The organism is Streptacidiphilus neutrinimicus (genome assembly GCF_000787815.1).
In the GTDB taxonomy this organism is placed as follows: domain Bacteria; phylum Actinomycetota; class Actinomycetes; order Streptomycetales; family Streptomycetaceae; genus Streptacidiphilus; species Streptacidiphilus neutrinimicus.
This window is the reverse complement of record NZ_BBPO01000005.1, coordinates 1-13657: the sequence shown is the minus strand read 5'-3', so window position 1 is coordinate 13657 and position 13657 is coordinate 1. Positions and strand designations below refer to the sequence as shown.

At 73.9% G+C, this 13657-nt stretch carries 11 protein-coding genes and 1 pseudogene; 8 read left to right on the top strand and 4 right to left on the bottom strand.

Going from position 1 to position 13657, the window contains the following annotated elements; translation table 11 throughout:
* Positions 1-353 (top strand): annotated as a pseudogene (locus TR48_RS42960) (RNA polymerase subunit sigma); the annotation flags it as partial.
* An 18-nt stretch (positions 354-371) separates the two neighbouring features.
* On the opposite strand, the gene TR48_RS05415 reads toward TR48_RS42960, so the two are convergent.
* Both TR48_RS05415 and TR48_RS05410 read right to left on the bottom strand, forming a co-directional pair.
* Positions 372-740: a helix-turn-helix domain-containing protein gene (locus TR48_RS05415; RefSeq protein WP_042364738.1), complete on the bottom strand. Its 369-nt coding sequence runs from the start codon at positions 738-740 to the stop codon at positions 372-374.
* A complete protein-coding gene (locus TR48_RS05410; protein WP_236652018.1) occupies positions 740-1135 on the bottom strand; it encodes a type II toxin-antitoxin system RelE/ParE family toxin in 396 nt (131 codons plus the stop codon). The genes TR48_RS05415 and TR48_RS05410 overlap by 1 nt, the downstream gene beginning before the upstream one ends.
* A gap of 101 nt (positions 1136-1236) precedes the next feature.
* Here TR48_RS05410 and abmR point away from each other — a divergent pair, with 101 nt between their 5' ends.
* Positions 1237-1764, top strand: a complete 528-nt coding sequence (abmR, locus tag TR48_RS05405) for an ATP-binding transcription factor AbmR (RefSeq protein WP_042364736.1) — start codon at positions 1237-1239, stop codon at positions 1762-1764.
* A 27-nt stretch (positions 1765-1791) separates the two neighbouring features.
* Here the strand turns inward: abmR and TR48_RS05400 are convergent, their stop codons facing one another.
* Positions 1792-2199 carry a PaaI family thioesterase gene (locus tag TR48_RS05400; RefSeq protein ID WP_042364848.1) on the bottom strand — a complete coding sequence of 136 codons (408 nt, stop codon included), beginning with the start codon at positions 2197-2199 and terminating at the stop codon, positions 1792-1794.
* A 446-nt stretch (positions 2200-2645) separates the two neighbouring features.
* Here TR48_RS05400 and TR48_RS05390 point away from each other — a divergent pair, with 446 nt between their 5' ends.
* The 4 genes from TR48_RS05390 (at position 2646) to TR48_RS05375 (ending at position 11256) form a co-directional block, all read left to right on the top strand.
* Entirely contained in the window at positions 2646-4865 is a 2220-nt protein-coding gene (locus tag TR48_RS05390) for an NADP-dependent isocitrate dehydrogenase (RefSeq protein ID WP_042364734.1), read from the top strand.
* Between the two features lie 218 nt (positions 4866-5083).
* Positions 5084-6079 carry a hypothetical protein gene (locus tag TR48_RS05385; protein WP_236652017.1) on the top strand — a complete coding sequence of 332 codons (996 nt, stop codon included), beginning with the start codon at positions 5084-5086 and terminating at the stop codon, positions 6077-6079.
* Between the two features lie 165 nt (positions 6080-6244).
* The gene (locus TR48_RS05380; RefSeq protein WP_236652030.1) at positions 6245-8071 is read left to right on the top strand and encodes an HSP90 family protein; all 1827 of its coding nucleotides are present in this window, start codon (positions 6245-6247) and stop codon (positions 8069-8071) included.
* Positions 8068-11256: a tetratricopeptide repeat protein gene (locus tag TR48_RS05375; protein WP_042364733.1), complete on the top strand. Its 3189-nt coding sequence runs from the start codon at positions 8068-8070 to the stop codon at positions 11254-11256. Before TR48_RS05380 ends, TR48_RS05375 begins: the two co-directional genes overlap by 4 nt.
* 104 nt (positions 11257-11360) lie before the next feature.
* On the opposite strand, the gene TR48_RS05370 is transcribed toward TR48_RS05375, so the two are convergent.
* A complete protein-coding gene (locus TR48_RS05370) occupies positions 11361-12242 on the bottom strand; it encodes an NAD(P)-dependent oxidoreductase (RefSeq protein WP_042364732.1) in 882 nt (293 codons plus the stop codon).
* A gap of 109 nt (positions 12243-12351) precedes the next feature.
* On the opposite strand from TR48_RS05370, the gene TR48_RS41630 reads away from it, so the two are divergent.
* Together TR48_RS41630 and TR48_RS05360 are read left to right on the top strand one after the other, a co-directional pair.
* A complete protein-coding gene (locus TR48_RS41630) occupies positions 12352-12897 on the top strand; it encodes a GNAT family N-acetyltransferase (protein ID WP_152627809.1) in 546 nt (181 codons plus the stop codon).
* 9 nt (positions 12898-12906) lie between these two features.
* Positions 12907-13515, top strand: coding sequence for an LmrA/YxaF family transcription factor (locus TR48_RS05360; protein WP_042364731.1), 609 nt, complete (start codon positions 12907-12909; stop codon positions 13513-13515).
* The last annotated feature ends 142 nt before the right edge of the window (positions 13516-13657 follow it).

Here is a 13657-nt window from a genome sequence, read left to right as displayed (position 1 = left end):
GGCGGGTGCTGCACGAGTCCGGCGCGACGGTCGCCGCCGTGCTGGCGCTGGACGTCGAGGACGTGGACCTGGCGCACGACCGGGCGCGCTCGGGCCGGTCCTTCCTCTGCTGGAGGCCGGAAACCACTTCTGCTGTCGCCGAGTTGACCGAGGGGCGAGCCCGTGGCCCGCTCTTCCTCAGCGCCCGCCGGCCGGCTCCGGCCCGCACTCCGGCCGAGGCGGACCTGTGCCCGGAGACCGGTCGGCGTCGCCTCTCCTACGAGCGCGCGGAGTACCTCTTCAAGCAGGCGACGCGCCGCATCGACCCGACGGGGCAGGGCTTCACGCTGAGGATGCTGCGCGTGAGGGCTTGAACGGTGGTTGACTGACCGTCAGACCAGCATCGGCTCCTGCTCCACGAGCGAGACGGTCGCGCCGTGCGCGTCGACGGCGAAGCGCAGCGAGGCGTCGAGCCCCGCGGCCAGCCGGGTCAGCAGGGCCAGGGTCACGATGACATCCGAGCCCTCCACGCGCTCGACCATCGCGCGCGACATGCCGATCCGCGAGGCGAGTTCGGCCATCGACAGGCCGAGGGCGACGCGGCGGTCGTGCACCACCTTGGCCAACGCCATGGTCAGCCGGTGCTCCTGGCGTTCCTGCTCCAGCTCCAGCGACTCACGGTGCCCGTCCACCCGCCGCCACTCCCCAGGCAGCTTCCAGCGGGTGTGCTCCGGGGTCACCCTGTGCGTCGCGCCGTTCATCACGTGCCACCGGCCCCCTCGCGGACGAAGATCCCGTGCGCCGCGCCGTGCGCGGCCTCGCACTCCAGCTTGGCGCGCACCGCGCGCTCGATCTGCGCCTGCTCGTGGGTGCGCGTCTTGCGGAAGACGGTGAGCAGCACGATCCGGCGCTCGTCCCGGTTGATCCAGTAGGTGACCCTGGTCGCCACGCCGTCGAGCATCGGCCGCAGTTCGGCGACGCCGTCGCGCAGCGTCCGCGCGAAAGGCGAGGGCGTGTCGGGCCCGCGCTCTGCGAGGAGTTCGGCGTAGGTCTCGACGCGCCGGAACAGCCGGCCCGGCAACAGCTCCAGCCAGGCCCGGACCTCCGGCTCCAGCTCGACCGTGTATCCGGCGGCCACGGTTCCCATGGCTCCCATAGGGCCAGGGTAGGTGGCGCCCGTGTGCCCGGCATGTCGGCTACCGCGGCCTTCTGCCGCGGGGGTCTTGCGCAATCTTGTAATGGTGTAATCATCGATACATGGGCAACAAGAGCACGACCGGGGAGTCCGTCGCGGAGTGGTTCGCGGCGCACCTGCCCGAGGGATTGTTCGGGGAGACGCCGGAGGTGGTCGTCGACCGTGAGGAGATCACGGTCGTCGGCTCCCTGCCGGCCGACGCGGCGCCCGGCGCCGCGTCCGACGAGGCCGTGTCCGTCGAGGACGCCGTCGCGGCGTACCGGGAGAGCACCCGCGCCCAGCGCATGCGGGTCGCCGGAGCGGCGGAGGAGCGCTTCGGGAAGAAGGTGTCCTGGGGCGTCCGCCACGACGGCCGCCGTCTGATGTTCACCCACCTCGCCGTCCCTGCGATGACGCGGCTGCGCCAGCCGGAACGCCAGGTGCTGGACACGCTGGTGGCGGCGGGCGTGGCCCGCAGCCGCAGCGACGCCCTCGCCTGGTGCGTCCGCCAGGTCGGCGACAACGCCGAAGCCTGGCTGGGCGATCTGCGCGACGCCCTCCGCCACGTCCAGGAAGTCCGCCGCCAGGGCCCCGGCAGCGGAGGGGCGTAGCACCCGCCCGGCTCGCCGGGCTGGGTCTCAGCCCAGCAAGGCGTACACCGCCGTGGCCTGCGCGGCCAGGGCGTCCTCGGTCGTCAGGGCGATGTCCGCGAAGGCGAGGGCGCGGCCGAGCTTGGTGAGGCGGGCTGTCACCAGCACGTCGGCGCCGAGCACCGGGCGCTGGAAGGACGTGGAGAGCTGGACCGTCGTCATCGGCACGAAGCCGCCGCGTGCCGAGGCGACGGCCACCACGACGGCCGTGTCGGCCGCGGCCATCAGGGCTTGCCCGGAGAGCGCGCCGCCCTCGCGGGCCAGGCGTTCGGACCAGGGCAGGCGCAGCACCGCGTGGGACTCGCCCGTCTCCTCGACGGTCAGGCCGAGGTCGAGCACCCAGGGGGCGAAGTTCTCGGCGAGCAGTTTCTCGGCCCGTTCCACGGTGATCGGCATGCCCCCCAGCATGGCGGCCCGCCGCCCCGTCGCGCCAGCACCGCGCGCGGCCGACGGACCGCGCCCGCCGCGTCTGCCGCAGCAGCCAACTCCCTTGGCGTAAAGGGGGACTGGCGGCCGACCGCCAGGAGCGCGCCCCTGGCCGAGCGCCTTCCTCGGACACGCTGACGATCTGATGGGTCTCGGCTTACTCCTCGCGTCCGCGCTGGTGACCGTGCCGCTCTGCGCGGCCGGGATGCGGCATGTCGTCGTCGGCTACGGCCACCCCCGCGGGCTTGCCCGGCGCGCCGCCAGGCACCGGCGTCGACCTGGGGTGGGGCACCGCCGTCCTGCGGCCGCCCCCGAGGGAGCCGTAGCCCTCGGCCCGCGAGATCGTCACCCGAACCATGTATCTTGATGTCGAGACGTTCCACACGTGAAGGTAGACGCGAAAGCGGGAGTACCCGGTGACTGACTCGACCATCATCTACACGCACACCGATGAGGCCCCGGCCCTGGCGACCTATTCGCTGCTGCCGGTGATCCAGGCGTACGCCTCCACGGCCGGCGTCACCGTGGAGACCCGCGACATCTCGCTCGCCGGGCGCATCATCGCCGTCTTCCCGGAGCGTCTCACCGAGGCCCAGCGGATCCCGGACGCGCTGACCGAGCTCGGCGAGCTGGCCAAGACGCCGGCCGCCAACATCATCAAGCTGCCCAACGTCTCCGCCTCGATCCCGCAGCTCAAGGCCGCGATCGCCGAGCTGCAGGCGCAGGGCTACGCGCTGCCGGACTACCCGGACGAGCCGAAGACGGACGAGGAGCAGGACGTCAAGGCGCGCTACGACAAGATCAAGGGTTCCGCCGTGAACCCGGTCCTGCGTGAGGGCAACTCCGACCGCCGCGCGCCGCTCTCGGTCAAGAACTACGCCAAGACCCACCCGCACCGCATGGGCGCGTGGACGGCCGAGTCCAAGACCAACGTCGCCACCATGGGCGTCAACGACTTCCGCCACAGTGAGAAGTCCGCCGTCGTCGCCCAGGACGACACCCTGCGCATCGAGCACGTCGCCAACGACGGCACCGTCACCGTGCTGCGCCCGACGGTCAAGGTCCTGGCCGGCGAGGTCGTCGACGCCTCCGTGATGCGCGTCGGCGCGCTGCGCGAGTTCCTGGCCGCGCAGGTCGCCCGCGCCAAGGCGGAGGGCGTGCTGTTCTCGGTGCACCTGAAGGCCACCATGATGAAGGTCTCCGACCCGATCATCTTCGGCCACGTGGTGCGCGCCTTCTTCCCGAAGACCTTCGCCCAGTACGGCGCCACCCTGGCCGCCGCCGGGCTGAACCCGAACAACGGCCTCGGCTCCATCCTGGCCGGCCTCGACGCGCTGCCCGAGGGCGACGCGATCAAGGCCTCCTTCGACGCCGAGATCGCCGAGGGCCCGGCCCTGGCCATGGTCGACTCCGACCGCGGCATCACCAACCTGCACGTGCCGTCCGACGTCATCGTCGACGCCTCGATGCCGGCCATGATCCGTACCTCCGGCCACATGTGGGGCCCGGACGGCAACGAGGCCGACACCCTGGCCGTCCTGCCGGACAGCAGCTACGCGGGCGTCTACCAGGTCGTCATCGACGACTGCCGCGCGCACGGCGCGTTCGACCCGGCCACCATGGGCTCGGTCCCGAACGTGGGCCTGATGGCCCAGGCCGCCGAGGAGTACGGCTCCCACGACAAGACCTTCGAGATCGCCGCCGACGGCGTGGTGCGCCTGGTCGACACCGAGGGCAACACGGTCCTGGAGCAGAACGTCGCCAAGGGCGACATCTTCCGCGCCTGCCAGACCAAGGACCTGCCGATCCGCGACTGGGTCAAGCTGGCCGTCTCCCGGGCCCGCGCCACCGGCTCCCCGGCCGTCTTCTGGCTGGACGAGACCCGCGCGCACGACGCCAACCTGATCGCCAAGGTCAAGCAGTACCTGCCGGAGCACGACACCGAGGGCCTGCAGATCGAGATCATGTCCCCGGTCGAGGCCACGGCCTTCTCGCTGGAGCGCATCCGCCGCGGCGAGGACACCATCTCCGTCACCGGCAACGTGCTGCGCGACTACCTCACCGACCTGTTCCCGATCCTGGAGCTCGGCACCAGCGCCAAGATGCTCTCGATCGTCCCGCTGATCGCCGGCGGCGGCCTCTTCGAGACGGGCGCGGGCGGCTCCGCCCCGAAGCACGTGCAGCAGCTGCTCAAGGAGAACTACCTGCGCTGGGACAGCCTCGGCGAGTTCTTCGCCCTGGCCGCCTCCTTCGAGCACCTGGCCGGCGCGACGGGCAACGCCCGCGCCAAGGTCCTGGCGGACACCCTGGACCGCGCCACGGGCACCTTCCTCAACGAGGACAAGTCCCCGACCCGCCGGCTCGGCGGCATCGACAACCGCGGCAGCCACTTCTACCTGGCCATGTACTGGGCCCAGGAGCTGGCCAAGCAGACCGACGACGCGGCCCTCGCCGAGGCCTTCGCCCCGCTGGCGAAGACCCTCACCGAGCAGGAGGCGACCATCGTCGGCGAGCTCAACGCCGTCCAGGGCTCCCCGGCCGACATCGGCGGCTACTACCAGCCGGACCCGGCCAAGGCCGCGGCGGTCATGCGCCCCTCGAAGACCCTCAACGAGGCGCTGGCCCAGCTGGGCTGAGCACCCCTCGCTGAAGGCCCCGTCGCACCCACCGGTGCGGCGGGGCCTTCCGCATGTGCCGCGGCGGAGCCGACAGGCGGACATTGACGGAGAAACGGCTCATCAGCACCCGTCCCCAACGCCCTGGCGGAGCTGCGAAAACGGGTCGGCCACGGATGTGTCGGGGGCTCATGATAGGAACTCCGGCGAAAGCGGTCGAGTGAGGGGGACCAGGCACGATGGGGTTGTTCGGGCGGTGGCGGAAGGATGCCGCCGAGAGAGCGCGGGCTGCGGGGAGAGGTCTGGAGGCCACGCCCGTTCTGGATCCCGCCTTCGGGGATCCGCTGCTGCGCGACGTGATCGCGCAGGCCGGGGCGCGGGACTGGCCCGCGCTGCGGCAGAGCCTGCGCGGTGCGGCGGACCAGGTGGAGCAGACGACGCTGCTCGCCGCCGCGGCGGAGGTCGGCGGGGTCGAGGAGTGGGCGCCGCAGGCGGTCGCCGCCGAGCCGGGCGACCCGCTGCCGCTGCTGCTGTCCGGCGCTCGGCAGGTCATGTGGGCCTGGGAGGCCCGCACGGGCGCCCGCGCCCGGAACGTGACGCGGGACCAGTGGGACGTGTTCCTCGAGCGTCTCTCCGTCGCGGAAGGCCAGCTGCTGGAGGTCGCCGAGCGCGAGCCGACCTGGCTCGCGCCCTGGTACTTCCTGCAGCTGAGCGCGCGCGGCGCCTCGCTGGACAAGGACGTGGCGCGCTACCGCTTCGAGGCCGCGCTGCGGCGTGCGCCGGGGCATCCCGCCTCGCACCGGCAGCGCCTGCAGCAGGTCTGCGAGAAGTGGGGCGGCTCGCACGCCGAGATGCATGCCTTCGCCCGGGCGTCGATGCTCGAGGCCGCGCCCGGCAGCCCGCTGGGCGAGCTCGTGGCGCGCGCCCACCTCGAGCGCTGGCTGGATCTGGGCGGCGGCGCGCAGGGGCGCGCCTACATGAGCGGGCCGAACGTGATGGCCGAGCTCCAGGAGGCCGCGCAGCGGTCCGTGTTCCACCCGGAGTACCGCGCCGAGCGCACCTGGCGGGGTGTGCACAACACCTTCGCGATGGCGTTCTCGCTCTCCGGTCAGCGGCACCTCGCCCGCCCGCTCTTCGAGGCGCTGGACGGCACGGTCACCCAGACTCCCTGGGCCTACCTCGGCGGCGATCCCGCCCTGTCCTTCCGCACCCACCGCGCCCGCTGCGCGGCCTGAGTCGCGGCCCGAGCCGCGTCCCCTCGAACCCCACGCCTTCGCGACCACGAAAGAACCGTCACGGTGCCTCTCTTCGAACGCTCCAGCAACGAACGGCCCGGCAACGGCGGCGACACCGCCCCGGACGCCGCCGCGCACACCTTCCAGGTCGACCTGCGCGGCCTGGTGGACCTGCTCTCCCACCACCTGTACTCCAGCCCCCGCGTCTACCTGCGCGAGCTGCTGCAGAACGCCGTCGACGCGATCTCCGCGCGGCGCCTGCTCGACCCGAACGCCCCGGCTGCCATCACCGTGCGCGCCGCCGACACCCTGACGGTGACCGACACCGGCGTCGGCCTGACCGAGGAGGACGTGCACACCTTCCTCGCCACGATCGGCCGCAGCTCCAAGCGCGGCGCGGACGGCGGTATCGACGGCGCGGGCCTGGCGAGCGCCCGCGGCGACTTCATCGGACAGTTCGGCATCGGCCTGCTGGCCTGCTTCGTGGTCGCCGACGAGATCACCGTCGTCACCCGCTCGGCGAGGACGAAGGACGCGCCGGTCATCGAGTGGCGCGGCCACTCCGACGGCCGCTACACCATCCGCACCCTGCCCTCCGGGGCGAGGCCCGAGCCGGGCACGACGGTCACCCTCGCGCCGCGCGCGGATGCGCGCGAGTGGACCCGTCACGACCAAGTGGTGGGACTTGCAAGGGACTTCGGCAGCCTGCTGCGCTACGACGTCACCGTGCAGGACGCGCACGGCGGCGCGCTGCGGATCAACGAGACCCCGCCGTGGGCGGCGCAGCACGCCTCCCCGCTGGCGCGCCGGGAGGCGTACGCGCAGTTCTGCCGCAGCACCTTCGACTTCGTCCCGCTCGACACGATCGAGCTGGAGCTGCCGGTCGCCGGCCTGCGCGGCGTCGCCTACGTGCTGCCGGACGCCGCCCCGCCCTCGCGCCGCACCGGGCACCGGGTGCACCTGAAGGGCATGCTGCTCTCCGACCAGGCCGACGAACTGCTGCCGGAGTGGGCCTTCTTCGTCCGCTGCGTGGTCGACACCGACGCGCTGCGCCCGACCGCGTCCCGCGAGGGCCTGTACGCCGACGAGACGCTCGCCGCCGTCCGCGACGCGCTCGGCGCGCGGATCCGCGAGTGGCTGACGGGGCTCTCCGCGACCGACCCGGCGCTGCTGCACCGGTTCATCGCCGTGCACCACCTGGCGGTCAAGTCGCTGGCCCGGTACGACGACGAGCTGCTGAGGATGCTGCTGCCGTGGCTGCCGTTCGAGACCACGGACGGCAACGTCACCCTCGACGAGTTCGCCCGCACCCACCCGGTCATCCTGGTGACCCGGACCGTCGAGGAGTTCCGCCAGGTCGCGCCGGTCGCCGGCGCCGCCGGGCTGGGGGTGATCAACGGCGGCTACGCGTACGACCGCGACCTGGTGCACCGCCTGCCGGAGATCCGGCCGGGCAGCTCCGTCGCCGACCTCGACCCGGGTACGGTCACCGCGCACCTCGACTCCGTCGACCCAGCCGCCGAGCTGGCCGCGTCCGCGTTCCTGGCGATCGCCCGGGAGGTCGTCGGGCGCTTCGACTGCGACGTGGCGCTGCGCAGCTTCCACCCGACCAACGCGCCCGCCCTGCTGCTGGACAACCGCGAGGCGCGGCACGAGCGTTCGCGCGCCCAGCTGGCCCAGGAGGCGGACGGCCTGTGGGCCGACATCCTGGGCTCGCTGCGCGCCGAGGCCCCGCGCGCGCAGCTGGTGCTCAACCACCTCAACCCGCTGGTGCGCCGCGCCGCCACGATCACGCACCGGGAACTGGTCGTCACCGCCGTCGAGGCCCTGTACGGGCAGGCGGTGCTGCTGACCCGCCGCCCGCTGCGGGCGAGCGAGAGCGCGCTGCTCAACCGGTCCTTCATCAGCCTGCTCGACCACGCCATGCTGGGGCACGAACAGCGGGGCCATGAGTCCGGCCAGCACGGCCCGGAGACGGAGAACGAGTCGTGACCGTGGACACCCCCGAGGCTCTGGTCCAGGCGCTGCGCGCCAACGACGAGCGTCCTTACGGCAAGCAGCGCACCGTCACCGCCGAGGAGTTGGCGGAGGCCGCCGAGCAGTTGCAGGAGCGCGGCCGGCTGGACGACCCCGAGCTGCTCGTCCTCGCCCTGATGGACCTTCAGGAGGCGTACACCTACGACGCCGAACAGCGGAAGTCGCCCGTGGTCTTCGCCAAGGTGCTGAAGCTGTGGGACGCCAAGCCCGAAGCCTTCAACGAGTGGGCGCGCACGCAGCTGTTCTGGCGGTTCAAGTGGGTCGCCTCAGCGCTGCGCGGGCTGCCGGAGGTGCCGCTGTCGTCGGTGCGGCGCTGGGACGAGGAGATGAGGTCCCGCTACGTGAAGGCGGGGCTGGGCCTGCAGCCGTACTACGCCCAGCGCTTCTACCTCGCCTGGCATCTGGGCGGCGCGGCCGACGCGGACGTCGAGGACGCCTTCGAGCTGTGGGCGGGGCGGCCCCGCACCCGCTACAGCGACTGCGTCGCCTGCGAGTTGCGCAGCCGCGCCGACTTCCACGCCCACCGCGGCGAGGACGCGCGGGCGCTGGAGATCTGGAAGCCGGTCCTGGAGGGCGAGAGCACCTGCAGCGAGGAGCCGTGGTCCAGCCACGCCCACGCACTGCTGCCGTTCGTCCGTGTGGGCCGCTTCGACGAGGCGCGCTCGAGCCACCTGGTCGGCTACCGCTTCTCCCGCGGCAAGACCAGCCAGGCCACCGAGGTCGGCCTGCACGTCGAGTTCTGCGCGCTGACCCGCAACGAGGCGCGCGGCCTGGAGATCCTGGCCGAGAACCGCGACCTGTGGGCCACCGAAGGCAATCCGCTGGGCCTGCTCAACTTCCGCTCCGCCGTGGAGCTGCTGCTGACCCGCCTGGACGCCGACGGCCACGGCGAACTGCCGGTCAGCGGACCGCCCGGCGACAACTGGACGGTCGCCTCGCTGCTCGCGCACCTCCGCACGCTGAACGAGGAGCTGGCCGGGCGCTTCGACGCCCGTAACGGCACGGACGGCGTCAGCGCGCGCGTCCGCGCCCGGGTCGGCCAGCAGCCGCTGCTGGCGGAGCCGTTGGCGCTCGGCGTGCGCACGCCGGGCCTGCCCGGGGCGCGGTCGGGCGCGCCGACACCCGTCCCGGCGCCCGTCCGCCCGACGGGCCCCGCCGCCGACGTCCCGCAGGACCTCGCCGAACTGGTGCGCCGGGCCCGCGAGGCGTACCGCGCCGGGCACCCGGACGCGGACCTGCTCTGGCTGCGCGTCGCCGAGCGGATCGAGGCCGAGGACTTCGTCCTCCCCGAGGACGCCGGGATCGGCCCGCTCGCGCTGCTGCGCGCGGAGGTCGCGCAGCAACGCGCCGCCGAGGCGATGGAACGCCGCGACCGCGCCGCCGCCCGCATCGAGATGGAACGCGCCGTCGCGCACTTCGCCGAGGCGGGACGCGAGGACCGCCGCATCGCCGCGCAGGCGCGCCTGGCCGTCGTCGACGCCGAACCCGAGGGAGGCCGCACGGACTGGGCGTCCCTGGACCGCCTGCGCGCCGCAGCGGAGACCCTCCGCGCGGAGCACCCGGACGCCGACCCTGACAGCCTGCTCACGGTCCTCCAGAGCCGCACCTACGCGGCCCACCACGCCCTCTACCGCGCCCTCCGCGCATCGGACGACCCGGACACGCCTCCCCAGGCCCCGGAGACAGCGGGCGCGGCAGACCGTGCGGGCTCGACCGAGCCGTCGGCCGCCACCGCCACGGCCCCTGCCGCTTCGGACACGCCCGCGCACGGCGCAGCCGCCGCGGACCGTGCGCGCTCGACCGAGCGGACGGCCACGGCTCCGTCCGGCGCGGAGCGTCCCCCCGCTGACCCTGCCGAGGCCGTTCCCGCGCCTGTGCTCGGCGTCGAGCAGGCCCTCGCCGCGTTCGAGGCGGAGAACGAGGCGTTCCGACAGGCCGCGGCGGGGTTCGGCATGGGGCACCGGGTCTCGCTCGCGCTCCAGTACCGGGCGGACGTCGCCGCGCGGCTGGGGCGGCTCGACGAGGCCGAGCAGGCGCTGCTGGAGGCGCTGCGGCTGCTGGAGGAGGTGGGCCAACCATGGCGCACGCCGCGCGCGCTGGTGCTGCTGGGGCAGGTCCGGACGCAGCAGCGGCGGCCGCAGGAGGCGGTCGAGGTGTTCCACCGTGCGCTGGGCGAGTCCGCCCGCTGGCCGGACGCATCGTTCCCGTACGGACCGGCTCAGATGATGCTGGGTCAGGCCTGCGCGATGGCCGGGGACACGGGCGGCGCCGTCCGCGCGCTGACCGAGGCGGCCGCGCGCTTCGACCGCAGTGGCGACGTCGACGACGCCGTTGCCGCGCGGCTGAACCTGGCCAACCTGCTGCGCCGCGCCGGCCGCACCGGCGACGCGGTGGCCGTGCTGGAGTCCGCCGTGGCCGACGCGGAGGCCGCCGGGCTGGACGAGCGGCTCCGCGCCCAGCTGCGGTTGGACCTCGCGCGCGGCCTCGGCGCGCTGGGCGAGCACCGCGACGCCGCCGAGGAGTTCCTCCGGCTCGCGGACGCGGTCTCCGGCTGGCAGGACCAGGACGTCCACACCATGGCGGCCTGCGAGGCGACGGGCGCGCTCGCGGAGGCGGGCCGGCTCGACGCCGCGCGAGCGGCGCTGGAACGCGCGCTGGCCTCTCACGCGGTCGCTCCGCGCCCGGACCAGATGGCGGCGACGCTGCGCGAGCTGGCCCGGCAGCTCATGGCGGCCGGAGGCGCGGACGCGCTGGACGAGGCGCTGGCCCGGATCGCGGAGTCCGAGCGCGTCGGGGCGGACGCGGTCGCCGCGGGCCTGGAGGTGACCTCCTGGTTCGTCACCGGCGCCGCCCACTACGAGCGTGGCCGCGCCTACGCGGAGGCGCAGCGGCCGGAGGAGGCGCTGGCGGAGTTCGAGCAGTCGATCGCGGTCTACACGGCGGTCGGCCGGGAGGCCGAGGAGCCGCGGGCCGAGTCGCTGCGGCTGGCCGCCATCGTGGAGGCCGGTCCGCTGGAGCGCCGCGACGCCGCGCTCCAGCGGCTGGGCGTGGGCGTCGCCCGCTGCGAACAGGCGGGGCTGGCGGACGCGGCGAGGATCCTGACCGGCCTCCGCGACCGGATCGCAGCGCAGACCGGCTGACCGGCTGACCGGCTCACCGGCTCACCGGCTTGCCGGGCGCGGTCCGCTCAGCCCGCGTCGGTCCGCTCAGCCCGCGTCGGTCCGCTCAGCCCGCGTCGGTCCGCTCAGCCCGCGTCGGTCCGGGCCTCGACGGCGCGCAGGACGGCCACCATGTCCTGCGCGCCGTGGCCCAGTTCGGCCGTCTCCGCGTACAGCGCGCAGCAGACGTCCAGCAGCGGCGAGGCGATGCCCGCGGCCCGCGCCGCCTCGACGATCAGGCGGTTGTTCTTCAGGACGTCCAGAATGCCTGCCTGGACCGAGAAGTCACCCTCCGTCAGTTTCCCCGCCTTGATGCGGGAGACGGCGCTCGCCATCGGGCCGGCGTCCAGGATGTCGCGCAGCAGCGCGGGGTCGAGGCCTTGGCGGGCCGCGAAGTGGAACGACTCCGCGAGCCCCGTGACGGTGCTGATCAGGAAGATGTTGACCGCCAGCTTCATCAGCAGCGCACCCGGCACGGGCCCGCACGCGAAGGCCTCGCGGCACAGCGGCGCGAGCAGCGGCCGCACCCGCGCCACCGCGTCCGGCTCCCCCGCGAGCATGGCGACCAGCTGCCCCTGCTCGGCCGGGACCCGGGAGCCGGAGACCGGCGCCTCGACGTAGCAGCCGCCGGCCGCGCGGATCTCCGCCTCCAGGGCCCGTGACCACTCCGGCTCCGCGGTGCCCATGTGCACGACGGTGCGCCCGGCGACGCGCCGCGCGAACTCCGCCGTCCCCCGCGCCAGCATCGCGTCGGCGACGTCCGCGTCGTAGGGCATCAGCAGCACGGTCCGCGCGTCGCGGAACACCTCCCCCGGCTCGCCCGCCACACGCGCGCCCGCCGCGCGCAGCGGCTCGGCCCGGACGGCCGTGCGGTTCCAGACGACCAGTGGCGTGCCCGCCCGCGCGAGGTTGAGGGCCATCGGCCCGCCCATGACCCCCAGCCCGAGGAATCCCACCAGATCCGACATCGCCGCACCCTGCCCTTTCGCGGTCGCTTCCCGGTCCGCTTCCACGCCCTTTCGCGGTCGCTTCCCGGTCCGCTTGCCACCTTATGACAGTCGTCATAATAATGGAGCTATGACAGCTGTCATGGAACCGCCGGTCGACCTCGACTCCTGGCGCGTCACCCCGATCCACCCCGAGGACCGCGCCGGTGTGCACCGCCTCTTCGCGACCTGCTCGGCCGCCTCCATCCGGCACCGGTTCCGCGCCCCGCTGCCCGCCTTCCCCGCCCGCCACCTCGACGAGCTGCTGGCCGGCCCGCCCGAGCGCCACGATGCCCTCGCCGTGCGCGCCGGGGCGAGCGGCGAGCTGGTGGCGCTCGGCAGCCTCGCCCGGCCGTACGGCCCGAACGACGGGCGCACCGCCGAGCTCGCCCTGCTGGTCGTGGACCCCTGGCAGCGCCGAGGACTCGGCCGGGCGCTGACCGCCGCTCTGGTGGAGCGCGCCGCGGGGGGGGCGCGGGGTGACCCGGATCGTCGCCGAGGTCGAGCACGGTCGCGGTCGGCTGCTGACGGCCGTCGGCCGGGGCCTCACCCTCGTGCGCAGAACCGCCGACCGCGACGGACTCACCGGGGTGTTCGCGATCCCCGGCGATGCCTGTGCCCGTCCGTCCGTCTATAGGCTGGAGCCATGACCGAGCAGGGGACGCGCACGTACTCGCCGCGCGAGCGCATGGTGTTCAGCGCGGCGCAGCTGATCCGGCGCGACGGCGTCGGCGCCACCGGCATGCGCGACGTCGCGGCGCACGCCGACGCCCCGCGCGGCTCGCTGCAGCACTACTTCCCCGGGGGCAAGGACCAGCTGGTCGGCGAGGCCGTCACCTGGGCCGGCCGCTACGCCGCGCGCCGCGTCACCCGCAACCTCGCCGCCCTGCCCGCCGCAGACCGTCGGCCGAGCCGGCTCTTCGCCGCACTGATCTCCCAGTGGACCGAGGAGTGCTTGGCCACGGACTTCGCCTTCGGCTGTCCCGTCGCGGCCGTGACCGTCGACTGCGCCGACGCCGCAGACTCCGCCCGTACCGCCGCCGCTCAGGCCTTCGCCTGCTGGCGCGAGCCCCTCGGCGCGGCCCTCGTCGAGCTCGGGGTCCCCGAGGCGCGCGGCGCGTCGCTCGCCACGCTCCTGGTCAGCGCCCTCGAAGGCGCCCTGCTGATCGCCCGCGCGGAGCGCGACACCCACGCCCTGACCACGGTCGCAGAGGAGCTCGGCCCACTGCTCGACGCTGCGGCCCTGTCTCATTGACACCTCGGCGTGGCCCCGGAGGCGGTCTCCGTGACGCAGACCATGGCACTGAGTGCCTTGGCAGATGGCACTGAGTACCCTTATGGTGCGAGTAACCGGCCGCGCCGTAGGACGACGTGGTGGCCAGTTCACTGAGTCAGAA

Bases quoted from the DNA above. Each gene is read 5' to 3' on its own strand.
- TR48_RS05415 (WP_042364738.1), bottom strand. From the start codon at position 740: ATGAACGGCGCGACGCACAGGGTGACCCCGGAGCACACCCGCTGGAAG.
- TR48_RS05410 (WP_236652018.1), bottom strand. From the start codon at position 1,135: ATGGGAGCCATGGGAACCGTGGCCGCCGGATACACGGTCGAGCTGGAG.
- abmR (WP_042364736.1), top strand. From the start codon at position 1,237: ATGGGCAACAAGAGCACGACCGGGGAGTCCGTCGCGGAGTGGTTCGCG.
- TR48_RS05400 (WP_042364848.1), bottom strand. From the start codon at position 2,199: ATGCCGATCACCGTGGAACGGGCCGAGAAACTGCTCGCCGAGAACTTC.
- TR48_RS05385 (WP_236652017.1), top strand. From the start codon at position 5,084: ATGGGGTTGTTCGGGCGGTGGCGGAAGGATGCCGCCGAGAGAGCGCGG.
- TR48_RS05370 (WP_042364732.1), bottom strand. From the start codon at position 12,242: ATGTCGGATCTGGTGGGATTCCTCGGGCTGGGGGTCATGGGCGGGCCG.
- TR48_RS41630 (WP_152627809.1), top strand. From the start codon at position 12,352: ATGACAGCTGTCATGGAACCGCCGGTCGACCTCGACTCCTGGCGCGTC.
- TR48_RS05360 (WP_042364731.1), top strand. From the start codon at position 12,907: ATGACCGAGCAGGGGACGCGCACGTACTCGCCGCGCGAGCGCATGGTG.